General features: G+C 52.9%; 12 protein-coding genes and 2 pseudogenes. 12 read left to right on the top strand and 2 right to left on the bottom strand.

The features are described 5' to 3' along the window. Positions 1–12: 12 nt before the first annotated feature. Positions 13–1,650, bottom strand: coding sequence for an electron transfer flavoprotein-ubiquinone oxidoreductase (locus tag HEQ61_RS09595; protein ID WP_168021070.1), 1,638 nt, complete (start codon positions 1,648–1,650; stop codon positions 13–15). 149 nt (positions 1,651–1,799) lie between these two features. Here HEQ61_RS09595 and HEQ61_RS09590 point away from each other — a divergent pair, with 149 nt between their 5' ends. From HEQ61_RS09590 to HEQ61_RS09540, 12 genes and pseudogenes are all read left to right on the top strand, one after another. Next, positions 1,800–2,666 (top strand): uracil-DNA glycosylase, encoded by an 867-nt coding sequence (locus HEQ61_RS09590; protein ID WP_168021071.1) that lies wholly within the window; start codon positions 1,800–1,802, stop codon positions 2,664–2,666. 83 nt (positions 2,667–2,749) lie between these two features. Beyond that, on the top strand, positions 2,750–4,624 hold the full coding sequence (locus HEQ61_RS09585; RefSeq protein WP_168021072.1) for a lytic transglycosylase domain-containing protein: 1,875 nt from the start codon (positions 2,750–2,752) through the stop codon (positions 4,622–4,624). Between the two features lie 25 nt (positions 4,625–4,649). Further along, positions 4,650–5,645 carry a YeiH family protein gene (locus tag HEQ61_RS09580; RefSeq protein WP_245183237.1) on the top strand — a complete coding sequence of 332 codons (996 nt, stop codon included), beginning with the start codon at positions 4,650–4,652 and terminating at the stop codon, positions 5,643–5,645. 81 nt (positions 5,646–5,726) lie between these two features. Then, positions 5,727–6,989, top strand: a complete 1,263-nt coding sequence (locus HEQ61_RS09575; protein ID WP_168021074.1) for a cation:proton antiporter — start codon at positions 5,727–5,729, stop codon at positions 6,987–6,989. Beyond that, positions 6,982–7,611, top strand: a complete 630-nt coding sequence (locus tag HEQ61_RS09570) for a ribonuclease HII (RefSeq protein WP_168021075.1) — start codon at positions 6,982–6,984, stop codon at positions 7,609–7,611. The genes HEQ61_RS09575 and HEQ61_RS09570 overlap by 8 nt, the downstream gene beginning before the upstream one ends. A 316-nt stretch (positions 7,612–7,927) precedes the next feature. Continuing rightward, on the top strand, positions 7,928–9,040 hold the full coding sequence (locus HEQ61_RS09565; RefSeq protein WP_168021127.1) for a site-specific DNA-methyltransferase: 1,113 nt from the start codon (positions 7,928–7,930) through the stop codon (positions 9,038–9,040). A 189-nt stretch (positions 9,041–9,229) separates the two neighbouring features. Continuing rightward, positions 9,230–9,646, top strand: a pseudogene (locus HEQ61_RS11610) (flagellin-like protein); the annotation flags it as partial. A gap of 255 nt (positions 9,647–9,901) precedes the next feature. Continuing rightward, a pseudogene (locus tag HEQ61_RS11605) lies at positions 9,902–10,168 on the top strand (flagellin); the annotation flags it as partial. A 97-nt stretch (positions 10,169–10,265) separates the two neighbouring features. Continuing rightward, positions 10,266–10,700: a flagellar biosynthesis repressor FlbT gene (locus tag HEQ61_RS09555; RefSeq protein WP_168021077.1), complete on the top strand. Its 435-nt coding sequence runs from the start codon at positions 10,266–10,268 to the stop codon at positions 10,698–10,700. Beyond that, complete coding sequence (locus tag HEQ61_RS09550) at positions 10,648–11,076, top strand: flagellar biosynthesis regulator FlaF (protein WP_168021078.1); 429 nt, start codon at positions 10,648–10,650, stop codon at positions 11,074–11,076. The genes HEQ61_RS09555 and HEQ61_RS09550 overlap by 53 nt, the downstream gene beginning before the upstream one ends. A gap of 113 nt (positions 11,077–11,189) precedes the next feature. Then, the gene (locus HEQ61_RS09545) at positions 11,190–13,121 is read left to right on the top strand and encodes a glycosyltransferase family 41 protein (RefSeq protein WP_168021079.1); all 1,932 of its coding nucleotides are present in this window, start codon (positions 11,190–11,192) and stop codon (positions 13,119–13,121) included. 27 nt (positions 13,122–13,148) lie between these two features. Then, positions 13,149–15,125, top strand: a complete 1,977-nt coding sequence (locus HEQ61_RS09540; protein WP_168021080.1) for a motility associated factor glycosyltransferase family protein — start codon at positions 13,149–13,151, stop codon at positions 15,123–15,125. Positions 15,126–15,207: 82 nt separating this feature from the next. Here the strand turns inward: HEQ61_RS09540 and HEQ61_RS09535 are convergent, their stop codons facing one another. Beyond that, entirely contained in the window at positions 15,208–16,818 is a 1,611-nt protein-coding gene (locus HEQ61_RS09535) for a flagellin (protein WP_168021082.1), read from the bottom strand. Positions 16,819–16,829 lie beyond the last annotated feature (11 nt).

Below are 16,829 nucleotides of genomic sequence, written 5' to 3'. Positions count from 1 at the left end.
TGTACCCTGTTTTTACATATTCGGGTAGTTGGGCCCGTCTCCCCCTTGCGGAACAACCCAGTTGATGTTCCCGGAGGGATCTTTGATATCACATGTTTTACAGTGTACACAGTTTTGAGCGTTGATCTGAAGACGGTCTTTCCCGGTTGTTGGGTCAGAAACAAACTCATAGACTCCGGCGGGACAGAATCGTGCTTCAGGCCCTGCGTAGATCTTCAGATTTACAGAAACAGGCAGTGTTGGATCCTTCAGGGTCAGGTGGCAGGGCTGGTTCTCTGCGTGGTTGGCTGAGGACAGAAAGACCGAGGAAAGCCGGTCAAATGTAATGACGCCATCTGGTTTGGGGTACTGGATCACGGGGACGGCACAGGCCGGCTTCAGGCAGGCATGGTCGGCGTGGTTGTGGAACGTCCAGGGTTCCTTGCCCCTGAATACATAGGTTGCCAGTGCCGAATAGATCAGGCCGCCCCAGAGACCCTTGTGGAAAGAGGGGCGGATATTGCGGGCTTTGTGTAATTCCGGCCACACCCACGAGGCTTTCATCATATGCCCGTAAGCGCTGACTTCATCCCGGCATGATGCACCGTTTGACAGGGCTTCAAAGACAGCTTCTGCGGCAACCATGCCGGATTTCATGGCGGTATGAGTTCCCTTGATTTTCGGGACGTTCAGGAAGCCTGCCGAGCAGCCGATCAGGGCCCCGCCGGGAAATGTCAGTTTCGGGATCGACTGGAAGCCTCCCTCATTGATTGCTCTGGCGCCATAGGCAACCCTTCGTCCTTTTTCCAGAAGTGGTCTGACGGATGGATGGGTCTTGAAACGCTGGAATTCATCAAAAGGAGACAGATATGGGTTGGAGTAGTCGAGGGCGACGACAAAGCCGATGGCGATCTGATTGTTTTCCATATGATAGAGGAATGATCCGCCATAGGTATCGGCCCGCATTGGCCAGCCAATGGTATGCACAATCCGTCCCGGACGGTGTACGGATGGGTCTACCTCCCAGATTTCCTTGATCCCGATCCCGTACGTTTGCGGATCACAGTCCTTGCGTAGATCAAAGCGTTCCATCAACTCCTTGGCCAGTGAACCGCGTACGCCTTCTGCAAACAGGGTTTGGCGGGCAACAAGCTCCATGCCGGGCTGGAACTGGTCTGTTGGCTCCCCGTTACGGTCTCGCCCCATGTCCCCTGTTGCCACACCGCGCACCGCGCCGGTTTCATCGTACAGGATCTCTGCTCCTGCGAATCCCGGATAGATTTCTACACCGGCCTCTTCGGCCTGTTCTGCCAGCCACCGGCAAAGGTTGCCCAAGGAAACGATGTAGTTGCCATGATTGTGCATCTGTGGCGGTGTGGGCAGGCGGAAGGCTCTTGTTTCTGTCAGAAACAGAAAATTATCGTCTGTTGCCAGTGTTTTGAGGGGAGCATCCTTGACCTTCCAGTTTGGAATTAACTCGTCCAGGGCACGCGTTTCAATGACCGCACCTGATAGGATATGGGCTCCGATTTCTGATCCCTTTTCAATAACGCATACTGACAGTTCCCGCCCTTCTGCGGCAGCCAGTTGCTTGAGCCGGATTGATGCGCTGAGTCCGGCGGGGCCACCGCCAACGATAACCACATCAAACTCCATGGACTCCCGCTTCATCGGTCATTCCCCTGTCTTGTCACGCGGCTGTATCAAGCGGCCAGCATACGGGGGCAAGAGCTTGCAGGAAAGGGATTATATGGAAAGAGGGGGAGGGTCGTGTACGGAGAAGTGACGATCCGGGAAAGTGTGTGCTATGGTCATGGGCCATGATCGAGAATACACAGTGTACCCCGGATGTACTGTCGGGACCGGCTCTTTTACGTTGGTATCTTGATGCCGGCGTTGACGAGGTTGTTGGTGAACAGCCGCAAGATCGCTTTGCCTTGTCCCGTCCTGCTGTTGATGGTGGTCTTGTGCGGCCTGTCTCCTCGTTGCCGGAAGATGTGAGCCCGTCGGCACCGGCTGCGGCCCCCCGTAGTCATTCTGTTGCGTCTTCCTCCTTGCAGGATGAGCCGGCAGCGGCACGGTTTGGTGCAACGCGTGCTGCCGCAGAATGTCTGGATCTGGAAACTTTGCGTGCCGCTGTCGAGGCTTTTGAAGGATGTCCTCTGAAGGTGACGGCTTCACGGACTGTTTTTGCTGATGGCAACCCGGATTCAGACCTGATGGTTGTTGGCGAGGCACCGGGACGGGATGAAGACCGGGAAGGCAAACCGTTTGTCGGGGTCAGTGGCCAACTTCTGGATCGCATGCTTTCCAGCATTGGCCTTGATCGTCGTTCTTACTACATCACCAACCTGCTGCCGTGGCGTCCGCCGGGAAACCGTGCCCCTACAGATGCCGAAGTTGCCGTCTGTCTTCCCTTCCTTGTTCGTCATATTGAGTTGGTACAGCCAAAAGTCCTTCTTTTGGTTGGGGGATTGGCGGCCAAGAACCTTTTTGCGCGTACGGAAGGTATCACCCGTTTGCGTGGGCATTGGCGGTCTTGGTCAAGTCCGGGGCTTTCCGCTCCGGTTCCGGCACTGGCCACTTTTCATCCAGCGTATTTGCTGCGTAACCCGGCTCACAAGCGCCAGGCATGGCGTGATCTTCTGGAAGTCAAGCTGAAGCTGGGATCGCTCGCGCCCTTGTGATCATGTCGCCTGTTTCCTTCACCTTGTTGCCAAGTCACCCCACGCGTATAAGCAGGTTGGCGGCGATAGCGGAGTGATATCTGATGATCCAGCCCATTTGGTGTGCAGGGTGTGGTGTGGCTGTTCTGCTGCGCCAGTGTGCAGGGGGGATTGTTTTGTCTCTGCTGTGCTTGCTCTTTTCAGGGCTTCCAGCTTGCGCTTTTTCCTCCCCCGATCCCGGTGATGACGGGGCGCGACATGTTGGTATTTCCAGTGTGTTGTCGGCGCCTGATGTTGAACGCTACCAGCGTATTTTTTCCCTTCAGGATCAAGGTCTTTTTGCCGCCGCAGATCATGTTGTGCGTTCTCTGGACAGCAAGCTGTTGCTTGGTTATGTCTTGCAGGATCGATATCTTTCCGCCCGTTATGGCAAGGCGTCTTTCCAGGAACTCCGGTCGTGGATGGAACTGTACGCAGATCACCATGATGCCCGCCGCATCTATCGGCTGGCCCGCAAACGCGGTGGAGGAGCCTTGCCGCATCCCGTCTCGCCGGAAGGGCTTGTTGCGGGTATCTCCGGTGATGATCCGCGGTGGGAGAGGGAGGCATCTGTTTTATCCTCCCGTGCAGCGTCTGTTCTGAAGACAGGACGTATCTTCCGGGGGCACCTGGTTGCCGGTCGCTTTGATGCAGCAAGCAATCTTCTCAGGACAAGTCCTTTGTCTTCAGTTGATCGTGATCGTCTGTGGGCCTCTCTCGCCTATGCTGCTTTTATCAAGGGAAAAGATGAAACAGCCCTGCGTTTTGCCCGTCAGGTACGTGGCCGGGACTCGCGTGCTCTGTCGCTGGCCCACTGGGCCGGTGGCTTGGCAAGCTGGCGGCGCCATGATTACGAGGAGGCGGCTGTATGGTTCTCTGCATTGCGTGATGCAGATAATGCCTCGCCTTGGGTTCGTTCTGCTGCGGCTTATTGGTCCGCCCGCTCTGCCCTGAAAAATCGGCGGCCGCAGGAAGTCAGCCAGTCACTTCATATCGCAGCATCCTATCCGCATACATTTTATGGGTTGATTGCACGGCGGGCACTTGGCCTGCCTTTGGACTTTTCGTGGCGTACGGATACAATCACGGAGCAGGAAGCGGTGGCGATCACTGACACACCGGCTGGGCGGCGTGCCTTGGCATTGGTTCTGGTCGGCAAGCATGATCGTGCAGAAGATGAGTTGCGCCGCTTGTACCCCGCAGCCAGTCATGAACAAAGGCAGGCGATCCTCCATTTCGCAGAGCGGGAAGGGATGGCCAGTCTGGCCCTGCACCTGTCATCTGTTCGTACCCAGAGTATGGATAACTCCTTTGAATCGGCCCGGTATCCGGTGCCTGCCTGGCAGCCTCGCAATGGATGGGCGTTGGACCGTGCCATGCTGTATGCGTTTGCCCGCCAGGAGTCAGCTTTTAATCCGGCAGCGCGTTCTCCGGCTGGTGCGGTCGGGTTGATGCAGATCATGCCTGCTACGGCCCGTGCGGTTGCACGTATGGAGAATAATGGTTGGCTGGGTGGGTCTCGGGCCGTTATGGATCCCGAAGTCAGTTTGTCCTTGGGGCAGTCGTACCTTGAGCATCTTTTGGGTTTGCCGGACATAAAGGGAAACATGTTTTTTGTTGCTGCTGCCTATAACGCAGGACCGGGCACGCTGGCGCGCTGGAGAAAGACGGTCCGGTACGACGATGATCCCTTGCTGTTCATAGAGGCTATCCCGTCTCGTGAAACGCGTGCCTATATCGAGCGTGTTTTGGCAGATTTGTGGATTTATCGTGATCGCCTGGGGCAGGACAATCCCGGACTGGACATGGTGGCTTCCGGGCGTTGGCCTCTTTATGTTCCGCAGGATGCCCGCACGGCCCCGGCCACTTCTCAGGATCAGTCGCTGTCTTTCCGTTCAGGTTATGTCTTTCCGCCTGCTATGATTGTCAGGGTTATGTAGGGATACGGAGAAGAAGACATATCTGATGCGTAGCGTAACCTTCTATCTGTCTTGCGTCCCCGGCGTATTGTCCGTGTCGTTTGTTACCTTGGTGGCTTTCTTGCTGCACCATCTGAACCTTGCCTTTGGCTTCGGGACGTTGAGTCTGGCCATTGTTCTTGGTATCGTCGCGCGGTCTGCTCTTCCATGTGCTGTTTGCCGTGAACCGGGTGAGATTGCCATGGCCGGCATTCTCCTGCGCTCTGGCCTTGTGTGCCTGGGAGCAACTGTTTCATTGGCAGAGATGCAGGCCATCGGGCTTGGAGGCATGGGCCTTGTTGTCGTGTGCCTTCTCTTTGTGTTGCTGCTGACATTATGGCTGGGGCGGGGAATGGGTCTTGATCCCCGCCTGACTTCCCTGATTGCCTTGGGAACATCCGTGTGCGGGGCTTCGGCGATTGCGGCGGGTCGTGATGTGGCGCGGGCTTCTCCCGAGCACGTCGCCTGCGCCATTGCCTTGGTTACCCTGCTTGGTACCTGTGGCATGTTCATCCTGCCATACCTTGTACACTGGTTTGATCTGGATGAATTCAGGGGCGGACTGTGGTGTGGGGCAACCTTGCATGAAGTGGCCCAGGCCGTTGCCGCTTCCTGGCAGGTTGGTCCTGATGCCGGAGTTATTGGTACGCTGGCAAAGCTTCTGCGGGTTGTTCTGCTTGTTCCTGCCTTGTTTATTGTTGTTTTCTTCCAGAGGCGACAGAACTGTGACGACGTGCATGTTCCCATGGGTCTTCCATGGTTTGTGGTCGGTTTTACAGCTCTTTTTGTCATGCGTAGCGCTGGAGTATTGCCTGGTTCTGTAGAAGAGCACGCGGGCCTGCTTGCAACCATGCTGTTGACCTCGGGTATGGCCGCGCTGGGCTTGCGTACAGATTTCCGCCAGTTGCATCGTCTCGGGATGGCCCCGTTGTTGTTGGGATGTGTGGCCTGGATTGCCATGGTTGCGCTTGCCCTTGTTCTGCTTTTGGCCTTTATGTCCTGACGGTTATTGTTTTTCTTCTGGCTCGGTCACGGCAGGCATGTTGGCCGGGTCGTCGTGTCTTGTCGTTCAGGGTAGTGTCCGATGGAGCATCATGATTTCACAGGGATGGCCATAACAGCCTTGGCTGCGATGGCTTGTGGTGTTGTTTTCACGCGTTTGCGTCAGCCAGCGATTATTGGTTACATCCTTGCTGGTGTTATCCTTGGCCCCTCGGCCTTGGGAATGGTCACGGATCGTGGTGGTGTTGCCCTGTTGGCCGAGCTGGGCATTGTTATGTTGCTGTTTGTGATCGGGCTTGAATTGTCGGTCCATCGCTTTGCTGAAGTGTGGCGTGTGGCGGTTCTGACCACGCTTTTGCAGACGGGGGGGAGTGTCGGGGTCATGCTCCTGTTTCACCGGCTGCTTGACTGGAGTGCAGGAACCGCCGTTCTGCTGGGCTTCTGTCTGGCATTGTCCTCGACAGCTGTGGTGATCAAGGTCCTTGAGCAAAGAGGAGAGCTGGACAGTCCGTCCGGACGGCTGACGGTTGGTATCCTGATCGCCCAGGATATGGCTGTTGTTCCAATGATGCTGACGCTGTCGGCATTGACGGGTGATGGTATCGATCCCAAGGTCATGCTGCGGGTTGCCGTGTCGATCCTTATTCTGGTTGCTCTGGTCTGGGTTTTGTTGCGTCGGGACATTCGTCTACCCTTTGTCGGAACAGTCTCGGGGCACCCTGATCTTGGGCCGCTGGCCGCGTTTGGAGCCTGCTTCGGGGCGGCTGCCTTGGCTGGTTTTGCTGAACTTTCACCTGGGTATGGGGCCTTTGTGGCCGGTCTGGTCATCGGGAACAGTGCGGATGGACAAAGCCTGAGGCATCATGCCCACCCGATACAGGCTTTATTGCTGATGGTGTTTTTCCTGTCTGTTGGTCTGCTGCTTGATCTGACATTCCTCCGTGACAATATCGGTATCGTCTTGCTGATGTTGGTTGCTGTTACCGTGATCAAGGCGACGATCAACGTGCTTGCCCTGCGTTTGCAGAAGATCAGTTGGCGCCGTTCATTCTGTGTGGGGGTAACGCTGGCACAGATCGGGGAGTTCTCCTTTATGCTGGCGGGAGCCGGGGTTTCCCGCAGGCTCCTGGAGAGCGGGGAGGGGCAGTTGGTGGTTGCTGTGACAGTTTTGTCCCTGACGATCAGTCCTCTGTGGCAAATACCGGTGCGTCGCCTGAATACCTGCACGGAATCTTTCTCTGGCCCTGCCGATGTTTTGCGTGTGGCCTGCGCGCCCGAGATCCATAAAGCCCGTCGTTATTGGGCTCTTGTTTCCCGTATTGTCTCCAGGAGTAGAGATGCCTGATTTTTATCTGGAAAATGACGCACGGTCCCGCTTTGGTTCAAATGTTGCCGGTGTTGATGAGGCTGGCCGTGGCCCCTTGGCAGGACCTGTTGTCGCGGGGGCTGCCTTGCTTGATCCAGACCTGTTGCCGGATGTTCTGCTCCATGGTCTGAATGACAGCAAGAAGCTGTCGGCCTCACGGCGGGATGCCTTGTTCTCGATGCTGACCAGCAGTCTTGGTGTGGTCGTGTCGGTTGGTATCGCCAGCGTGGAAGAGATAGACGGCATCAATATTCTGCGAGCAACGCATCTGGCCATGGCACGAGCTGTGAATGGATTGGGCGTGTGCCTTGATGTGGCCTTAATTGATGGAAACCAGGCTCCGAAGAGTTTTCCGTGTCCGGTGATGTGTGTTGTGAAAGGTGACAGCTTGAGCTTGTCTATTGCCGCAGCATCTATCATGGCAAAGGTAACTCGTGACCGCATGATGGAGGTATTGTCGGCAGATTTCCCGGCTTATGGCTGGGATAGAAACATGGGCTATGGAACGGCTGCTCATCGCGAAGCAATTACCAGGCATGGGCCAACCCCGCATCATCGGCGCAGCTTTGCCGGTCAGGGCAGCCTGTTTGAGAGTGTGTGAATTCTTTCCTGCAAGATTGTTATGATTCACAGGCAATACAACGAGTCGCATCACACTATCCACAGCTTGTGGATAGTGTGATTTTCTTTCTGTGTTGCTTTGCCGCAACACCATCAAGGGATTGTGGATGCTTTACCCCAGGTAACACATGATGCTGTGTCTGTGGTCTGTCCGAGCCAATGTTCAGAAGAATGATGGCTGATGGTTCGGTGTGCAGTGACTCTTGACCTGCGACTCGACGTGGCTGAAAACGATTCCTGCCTTCTTTCCTTCTTTTGACCCGATTGTCCAGGACCCGAGCATGTCACGCAAAAAAATGGTTTCTGCCCCCCCTGTGCCGCATAGTCCGTTGAAAACAGATGTTGTCCACTCAGGTGATTGTATCGCTGTGATGAACAGCTTGCCGGAAAAGTCGGTTGACTTGGTTTTTGCGGATCCACCCTATAATCTTCAATTGGGTGGAGAGCTGACGCGTCCTGATAACAGCCGGGTTGATGGAGTTGACAGTGATTGGGACAAATTTGACAGTTTCGCTGAGTATGACCGTTTTACCCGAGACTGGTTGGCGGCAGCGCGGCGTGTGCTGAAAGACGATGGGGCGCTGTGGGTTATCGGCTCCTATCACAATATCTTTCGTGTCGGTACAGCGCTTCAGGACATTGGATTCTGGATTCTCAATGATGTGGTCTGGAACAAGACCAACCCAATGCCAAACTTTCGGGGTACGCGCTTTACGAATGCTCACGAGACCTTGATCTGGTGTGCCCGAAGTGCAGGATCAAAGTACACGTTCAATTATGATGCCATGAAATCGTTGAATGATGGCACGCAGATGCGCAGCGACTGGACGCTCCCCCTTTGCACCGGCAGCGAACGCCTGAAGGACGATGGCGGCGGCAAGCTTCATCCAACCCAAAAGCCTGAGGCATTATTATACCGTATTCTTATGGCGACCACCAATCCTGGTGATATTGTCCTGGATCCTTTCTTCGGGACAGGTACGACGGGTGCAGCCGCCCGAAGGTTGGGGCGCCGGTTTATAGGTATCGAGCGCGATTCCGGATACCGTATGGCTGCAAAGGCAAGAATTGCGGCTGTTGAACCTGTTTCGGAGCCAGATCTTCTGTTGACGCCTTCACGTCGCAGCGAGCCCCGTGTGCCCTTTGGGACTGTTGTGGAACGTGGCTTGCTGGCCCCGGGCGCCCTCCTTACGGATGTATCGGGGCGGTTTACGGCCAAGGTTCGGGCTGACGGGACCATTATCTCCGCAGAAGTTCGCGGATCTATACATCAGGTCGGCGCTGCTGTGCAGGGGGCTCCAGCTTGTAATGGCTGGACATTCTGGCATACCCGATATGGAGGTAACTTGGTTCCCTTAGATGTATTCCGTCAAAAGGTCAGGGCTGACGTATATCAGTCTGTTCAATAATGGCATTATTGTTGCAATATTTTTTCAATAAAAAGGCTGCTGATTGGCAGCCTTTCTTCGTATGGTTATTAAGGACTATGCTATATTAAAAAATAATATCTGGGTCTCTGATATTTATATCTGTATAGTTCTCTCTGCATCTCTTGATAGGGGTGCCTGCGTCCAGAATGGACGGCATGTTCTCTAGAAATGGAGAGTACCGTTATGACGGATATTGCACTTTCTGCTGCAAGCAGGTCGAACCTACTTTCTTTGCAGACCACCCAATCCTTTGTTAACCGGACCCAAGGTCGTCTTTCCACCGGGAAGGCGGTGTCCTCGGTTATTGATGATGCGTTGAAGTTCTTCAGCGCAAAGTCCCTGACTGACCGTGCGGGTGACTTGTCAGCCCGTAAGGACTCGATTGACCAAGGGATTAACGCTCTGAAGGTGGTGGTCGAGACCACTACCCGTCTTGAGCAGCTGGTCAACCAGATGCGTGGTATCGTTAACAGTGCCCGCTCAGCAACAAAGGACCAGCGTACTGAGTTTACGTCTCAGCTTGGTTCCTTGGCTTTTCAGATCCAGAAGCTGGTTGATGATGCGTCGTATCAAGGTCAGAACCTCCTGAACTCCTCAGCATCCAAGCTGACAGTCTACTTCTCTGAGAAGTCCGACTCCAAGCTGGATGTGAATGGTATCAACTTTAATGCTTCCAAGTTCTTCCTGAATTCTGCTGGTGTTGCACTCAGTGTTAAGGTTAGCAAGGCCAACACTTCGGCTCTTGTTGTTTTGAGCAGGCTTGGCTTCAAGAGTGCTTTGCAGAAGTATGATCTTTCCGTTGCAGCCAAATTGGCATCCTTTAACCAAATAGCTGACTTGGTTGTAACCCGTCTTGAAAAGACGATCAGCAACGTTCGTGCAAAGTCGGCTGCTTTTGGTAGCTCTGTTGCTATTCTCCAGGTTCGCCTGGATTTCACCAAGAATTATACCAACATCCTGACGGAAGGTTCGGACAAGCTGACGCTTGCTGACCTGAACGAGGAAGGTGCAAACCTTCTGGCCCTGCAGACCCGGCAGCAGCTGGGTATTCAGGCGCTGTCGTTCGCCGGTCAGTCTGAACAGGCTGTTCTGGGGCTGTTCCGTTAAGCATCCCTGCGTTAGAGTGACCGGGAAGAGACATTCTCTTTCCGGTCTTTTTTTATGCCGGTTGTTCATCGTGCTTGACGGAGAGGGGCGAATTGTCATGGCGTTGAAGGTCCAAATCAAACCTGGCCAGAAACTGGTGATTAATGGTGCTGTTCTGGAAAATGCATCGGCCCGTGTTGTCTCTTTGTTGGTACACAACCAAGTCTCCATTCTGCGACAGCAGGATATCCTGACCCAAGACGAAGCAATCACGCCAGCCACCCGTGTTTATTATGCGCTGCAGTGTGTCTATTTGTTTCCAGAAGATCGTTCGCGTCATTTAGTCCTTTTTAAGGATTTCCTGACATCGTTTACTGATGCTGTGCCCAGTTCGATGGAGATCACCGAGGAGATTTTTGCGCTTGTTGGAGATGAGGACTACTTCAAGGCACTGAAAGTTGCCCGACGCTTGATTACCCACGAGGGAGATATCCTCCGCCATGTCGAACAAAGGCTTGCTGAAGAGTTACAACACAGTGATCCAGCCGGGTGATCCCCGGAAAACCGAGGCTTGGGCTCTGATGCAGGCAGCTGTGCGTATGAAGCTGGCGCAGGACAGCGGTGACTTTGATCAGATGCGTACGGCCTTGCGTCTGAACTGGCGGCTTTGGACTATCCTGCAGTCAGATCTTTTGGAGCCGGATTGTCCTGTTCCGCCAGAGTTGCGCGCCAATATGCTTTCCCTTTCAAACTTTGTCGATCGTCAGGCTGTTGCGTTTATGGCCAATCCGGATGCACGTCTTCTTGATACCTTGATTTCCATCAACAGGGAAATTAGCGCCGGTTTATCTACGACGGATGAAAGCGGCTCTGCTTCGGGGGGTACGCCTGAAGCCGCTGTGCCAAGTGGTCATAATGTGCAGACCTAGCTTGTTTGTTCCTGGTTTTGGGGTCCGCCGTGCGATTTACAGATTTACGACAGTTTCTGGTGGTGTATTGTGATTCTGCACCCGTTCTGGTCGGCTGTTCGTGAGTGTGTGCAATGAGCGAGACTGCTTCCCTGTCCATCAACTCTCTCCGCGACTTGCTTTCTGGCGCAGAACCGGACTGGCGTTCTGTTCTGGAATGTGCGGAAGCTGTGCTGGATCAAGATGGAGATACGCAGGATCTTGCGATTGCATCTGTTGTGGCTGCACTCTCGTGTCTGAACCTTGGTTTGTGGCGTAAGGCGCATAGCCATAACAAGCGAGCACTGGAGCTGGACCCATCCAGTCAGGAAGCTGCCGAGTTATTCTCTGCGCTTGCAGCCAAGGCATCATCTATGGCTGATGCAGCGTATTATCTCAAGATCGCGGGCACGCTTGATTCTTCTCCTGTTGAGTGGTTTTGTGATTTTGCGTCTGCACATATTCCTGATGCCGGGAAGGCGTTCTCCATGATGGAGGACGACTCCCTTATGAAGCGGGGCACTGCGTTGTTGGCAACGGGAGACTATGTAGCAGCTGAGGAGTGTTTCCGAGGGCATGTTGCGTTCCATCCCACCAGTGTGGACGGGCACTTGGCCATTGCGGTTTGCATGATGTCCATGGAGCAGTATCTATCTGCTCAAAGCGGTTTGAGAGCGGCCATGCATGTTCTGCCCGATAGTGGCGCATTGGCAATGACGCTTGCTCAGGCGCTGTATAGTACAGGTGATTACGAAGCCGGTCGTGTTGTGCATGACTGGGCTGTCAGGGTAGACTCCTCATTCTCCTCTCGTGCGCATGCTTTCATTGATCGCCTTTCCAATCCGTTGGAGGATGCTGGCGTTCTGGAAAAGAGTTACCAAGGTCTGGTTTCAACCGCCCTTGCTGATGTTGGGCGGGATGATACGATTTCCCTGTATTCGCGTGGCTCTGGCCGGATAACCATTGGCTACGTCGTGTCGCGGCGAACCGTGACACTGGATGATTTGGGGCTGGCTGCGGTTATTGCGGCTCATAATCCTGTGCGCTGGCGTGTTATTGGTTTCGGTGAGGGTGCTTTGTCAGAAATCAGGAACGGGCTTTTCCAGCACTGCTTCTCTGTATGGCACAATATCAGTGACATGGATCGTTTTACAGTGTCCAGATTGGTTCAGGGCGAAGAGATCGACGTCCTTGTTGATACGTCTGGCCTTGCTCTTCCTCGTCAATTTGAGGCTTTCATTCCGAGGATGGCACCGCTTCAGGTATCGTGGGGAGGGCTTCCCTGGAATCCTGGATCGGACGTCTTTGACGCTGTGGTTCTTGATGACCACATACGTGCTGCTCCTGCTCTTGATGAACAGAAGCTTGTATCTCTGCATGGGGGAGCCTTGTGTACCGGTTTGCCACCGGATGATGCTCCTCTATCGGATCGTGCATGTGATGGCGAATTTCTGATAGGCTTCCCTGTCTATTTCCGGGAGCTGAACTATTATTCGGTTGCCTTGGCGGCGGCGTGTCTTCTGAAAATTCCTGAATCAAAGATCATATTGATTGACCGTGATTTCTCATTTGGTGAGACAGTTGGTCGTTTGTTGACAATGTTTGGAACTTTCGGCGTTGCTCATCGTATCGATCTGATCCAGGTTGATGATGAAGCGGCTCTGGCTTGCGAGTGTGATCTTGTTCTCAGTCCTCCTGCTCCTCGGTCGGCGGTGCATGCTGTCAGTGTGTTGTGGGCTGGTGTGCCTGTTCTGGCTTTAGCCGGGGAGGGACGGCACATGCGGGGTGTCTCCTCTTTCCTGACTATGGCCGGATTGGGTGAGGAGTGCGTGGGATCCACGCCGGATAATGTCGCAGAGCTGGCTGCGGATTGGGCTTCTGACAGGGGACGCTTGGTGTCTTTTCGTGATACGATCCGTGACCGCCTGCGTCAGGCGCCACCCTTTGATTTCAAGGCACGTTGTCGTTCTCTGGAAGGTATTTACGATAATCTTCTCGCTAAATTCGGGGATCCCGTTGATTGTTGAGAAAAGTGGTGGGGGTCAGCAATAGACATGAATGATGTTGATCAGCAAGTCGAGGAACGTCTTGCTCGTAACTATAAGATTTTTGAAGAACGTTTTCCCAAGCTGGCTGCCGATTTACGCACTATTGGTACGCCATCATCCCGCATTGTTTGGAGTGGTGACCAAGCGGTCAACATTGACATAGGAGGGACCAACCTTTATCCGGGTGATGCTCCTTCTTGGACAGCTGGTCAGTTGCGCGGTCGTTCTGATACCATGGACCGCTTGGTTTTCGGTAGCCCTGAACACTGTAATATTTCCGCGATCGGATTTCCGCTTGCTAAAGACTGCGCTAATTTTTTATCTGATCAAAGCATTGAATGTGATGCATATCCTCTTAATGAGATTGAATATAGCTTTATTTTTGGGGTAGGTCTTGGTTACCACCTGAGTGAACTTCTCTCTTCTGAAGATGTTAATACATTTATTATCATAGAGCCTGTTGCAGACTTTATCATTCACTCAATGAATGTCATTGATTGGGTTCCTATTATCGAGAAAATATATGAACGGGGTGCCTCTTTATATTTCATCACAGCAGATATGCCGGAGCGTGCTGTCAGGTCCATAGAAGATGTCGTTACAAACAGAGGTAACGCATTTTTGGACGGATCATATATTTATGTACATTACTATTCTTGGGCCCTGAAGGAATCGTACAATATATTCAGCGATATGATAAAGTATCACTATATAACTAGTGGATTCTATGAAGATGAAGTGAAAATGGTTGAGAATACAGTTTCAAACTTCACGCGGTATCCATTCAGGCTTGTTCGTGCCCAAGAAATGCTTGAGCAGAGAATGCCGGTTTTCATTATTGGATCTGGCCCTTCTCTTGATAAAGACATGCCATATATTCGTAAATGGATCGATCGATCTGTTATTGTTAGTTGTGGTACGGCATTGGGAATCCTTCTAAAGTCCGGTATAACGCCTGATATACATGTTGAGAATGAGAATGTTGACTTGGTGGCGGAGATTCTCTCCAGCGCTGCAGAAAAATATGACTTGAGTACAATCAGGTTGATGGCGTCAACAACGGCAACGCCGGAGATTGGTGAGCTCTTTGGTTCGATCTGGTTCTACTTCCGAGGTGGCTTGTCTAGTACTTACCTGTTTGGTGGTCGTGAAGTGCCTCTGCTTGGCGCATTTCCTTTGGTAGCAAATGCGGCCTTTTCAGGCATGGTCCGTCTTGGATTTCGTACATTCTATTTTTTTGGCTGTGACTGTGGTGCACGTGACCCTAAAAAACATCATGCCGAGCAGGTTTTCTATAATATTGACTACAATGGGAAAGCTGAAGTTGACACGGACTGGGAGAATAAGCTGGTTCGGACTGTGCCTGGAAATTTCGGTGGCACTGTCAGCAGTGCTTGGCATCTGGATATGTCCCGTCGTGTTTTTGTGGAGACGGTTCGTCTGCTGTCTGTTGACGTGTGGAATTGCTCTGACGGAGCCAAGATAGAAGGATTTTCTCCTTTGGCTGCCGGGGCAATTCGTCTGGATGTATCCACTGTATCAAAGTCAAAAATACTTGAGAGGGTTGAGCGTCAACTCCCACTTTTCCAGCCTCCGGATATTTTGCGTGACATTACTGTATCCAGTTGGCTTCAGGGTATAGAGTCTTATGATGATGCGCTTTCGTGCATCTTGGAGGATTTGCGATGTGAATCACCCAGCTATCGATCGCTTTTAAAGCAGGTCCGAGAGCTTTTATCATCCAGTACAACATTTATGCCTATCGCCCGTATGGCCAGTGCGACGTTTGAGTCCATGATTCGGTATGGTGCCTTTGTTGGGACGAGGGTCAAGGATTCGGATAACAGGAAGAAGTTTTTTGATTTCTTCGCAAAATGTTATGAAGAGCGCAGCAAGGTCATTACGGCCGAAATCAAGGAATTTCTGGAGGATATGGACGAGAAGATCAGTGCTGCGAAGAAGGCAAAAGGAATTCGTACCTGAGGTTCTGGCAGGCAGGTTCTCGTGACCCTGTTCGGACAGTACATAGGCTGGATGTAGCCTTTTATTCTTCAGAGTTCATTGTTCAGATGTAATCTTTCAGGCTCAACTTCGCCAATCGTCCAGTTACTTGGTATGATGCTTCCAAAGCCCTTTGGGTTTCATTAAGCCGGGTGATGGCTTCGGCCATGTCAACTTCTTCGATATCGGCAATCCCGGTTTCGAGAAAGGCAATGAAATTCCGCGCCCTGTCTTCGGCACCTTTTAGCTCGACGCGGTTGAAGCCGATCGTTTGCTGGAGTGCAGACAGGTCATTGCGGCTTTCATTCATGCCTTCATCGTGCAGGATTGCGTCGTTGATCAACGCGATTCCTGTTTCCAGACGCCGATAGAACTCAGGCAGGTCAATATCTCCCGTACCTGTTACCGGGAAACCCTGACCAATAATACCCAGTCCGCGGATCAGTTTTTCGAATGCGGCATCCTGTGCGTTGACACCAATGGTAATAATCCGGTTTTCATCAACCCTGTGTTCGCTGCGCAGATTGTCGCCCTGATAATAGCCTGTGCTGACAATATTGACGTCTGTCTGATTGCCGATGGTCGGGATCACCGGCGTTGTGTAAATCATTTCCCCAGCCAGAATCTGGGTCATGGTACCCGCGCCGGTGATGTCAGTGTTCGACGGGTAGCGTACTGTGAAGATCGTGTTGTTGCCGGTGCTATTTTCCAGTCGTATGGCGGCCCCGTTCGGAACCCCGACGTTGAGATTAATGCTTTCTGTTGCCGCGCTGGGAAATGGAGGTGTTACCTTCATGTAACGCCCGTCTTCCGAGATTTCTGTAATGGTGTAAACACCATCATTAGCTGCCGTGCCACTGTCAATCAGAAGTGCCATCCCCCGTTCCAGTCGACTGAAGGCATTGGCATTGGGCGAAGTGATGGAACCTTCGGCGGGTGCAGGTGCTGGTCTGGGATCCGGAACAGAGGTCGCGAATGTCATGGTTCCGGCTGTTGCAGCCGATATCGAACCAGTGATGAAGCGTTTGGTTTCACCCGCCCCAGTATCCGCTGCGATAGTGCCATAGCTTGTTCCGGAAATAGCAGCGGGGTTGTTGAATACAACATCCACAGCACGGAAATCGATGTCAAACAGGTTGGCAGCGCGTGTTTCAGGGAAGGTTACGGTGTTGCCATTATAAACAGCCTCGAATGCTTCCAGACTGGATACAGGCATCTTGACCGGTGGTGTTTGTTCCCGCCCCCCCGAAAAGAGATAGCGTCCCTCAAGATCTGTGTTCAGGGTATCGCGGATCTGGGCCAAGGATCCCACGGCATTTTTACGCATCTGGTTCAGGGACGCTATGTATTCCGATGCAGGCCTGTCTGTGCGCAGCTTGGCGACTTCGCGGATATCTGCAATGACTTTCTGTGCGTTGCGTTCAATGTCATTGGCGCAATTCTGGGTCTGGTTGGCCCGTACTTCAGCGACAACATTTCCCGCCTTGAATCGTTCGGCGCGATCACGGATGGTTTCCATGTTGACCAGCCGGAAGCTTTCGATGGAAAGCCCTGCGTAGGTCTGGCTCTTCTTCTTGCTGTTTACTTGCAGGGTTGAATCATAGAGCATGCCCTGCAGGTCTACCATGCGATTCAACAGAACCTGACTGCTGACATAGCTTGGAACACGTGTCATGGCCGTTGTCC

The organism is Haematospirillum sp. H4485 (assembly GCF_012102745.1).
In the GTDB taxonomy this organism is placed as follows: domain Bacteria; phylum Pseudomonadota; class Alphaproteobacteria; order Rhodospirillales; family Rhodospirillaceae; genus Haematospirillum.
Note: the sequence above shows the minus strand (reverse complement) of the source record. Positions and strands in the feature narration are given on the sequence as shown.

Excerpts from the sequence above, each read along its gene's own strand:
- HEQ61_RS09595 (WP_168021070.1), bottom strand. The coding sequence starts at position 1,650 with ATGAAGCGGGAGTCCATGGAGTTTGATGTGGTTATCGTTGGCGGTGGC.
- HEQ61_RS09590 (WP_168021071.1), top strand. The coding sequence starts at position 1,800 with ATGATCGAGAATACACAGTGTACCCCGGATGTACTGTCGGGACCGGCT.
- HEQ61_RS09585 (WP_168021072.1), top strand. The coding sequence starts at position 2,750 with ATGATCCAGCCCATTTGGTGTGCAGGGTGTGGTGTGGCTGTTCTGCTG.
- HEQ61_RS09580 (WP_245183237.1), top strand. The coding sequence starts at position 4,650 with ATGCGTAGCGTAACCTTCTATCTGTCTTGCGTCCCCGGCGTATTGTCC.
- HEQ61_RS09575 (WP_168021074.1), top strand. The coding sequence starts at position 5,727 with ATGGAGCATCATGATTTCACAGGGATGGCCATAACAGCCTTGGCTGCG.
- HEQ61_RS09570 (WP_168021075.1), top strand. The coding sequence starts at position 6,982 with ATGCCTGATTTTTATCTGGAAAATGACGCACGGTCCCGCTTTGGTTCA.
- HEQ61_RS09565 (WP_168021127.1), top strand. The coding sequence starts at position 7,928 with ATGGTTTCTGCCCCCCCTGTGCCGCATAGTCCGTTGAAAACAGATGTT.
- HEQ61_RS09555 (WP_168021077.1), top strand. The coding sequence starts at position 10,266 with ATGGCGTTGAAGGTCCAAATCAAACCTGGCCAGAAACTGGTGATTAAT.
- HEQ61_RS09550 (WP_168021078.1), top strand. The coding sequence starts at position 10,648 with ATGTCGAACAAAGGCTTGCTGAAGAGTTACAACACAGTGATCCAGCCG.
- HEQ61_RS09545 (WP_168021079.1), top strand. The coding sequence starts at position 11,190 with ATGAGCGAGACTGCTTCCCTGTCCATCAACTCTCTCCGCGACTTGCTT.
- HEQ61_RS09540 (WP_168021080.1), top strand. The coding sequence starts at position 13,149 with ATGAATGATGTTGATCAGCAAGTCGAGGAACGTCTTGCTCGTAACTAT.
- HEQ61_RS09535 (WP_168021082.1), bottom strand. The coding sequence starts at position 16,818 with ATGACACGTGTTCCAAGCTATGTCAGCAGTCAGGTTCTGTTGAATCGC.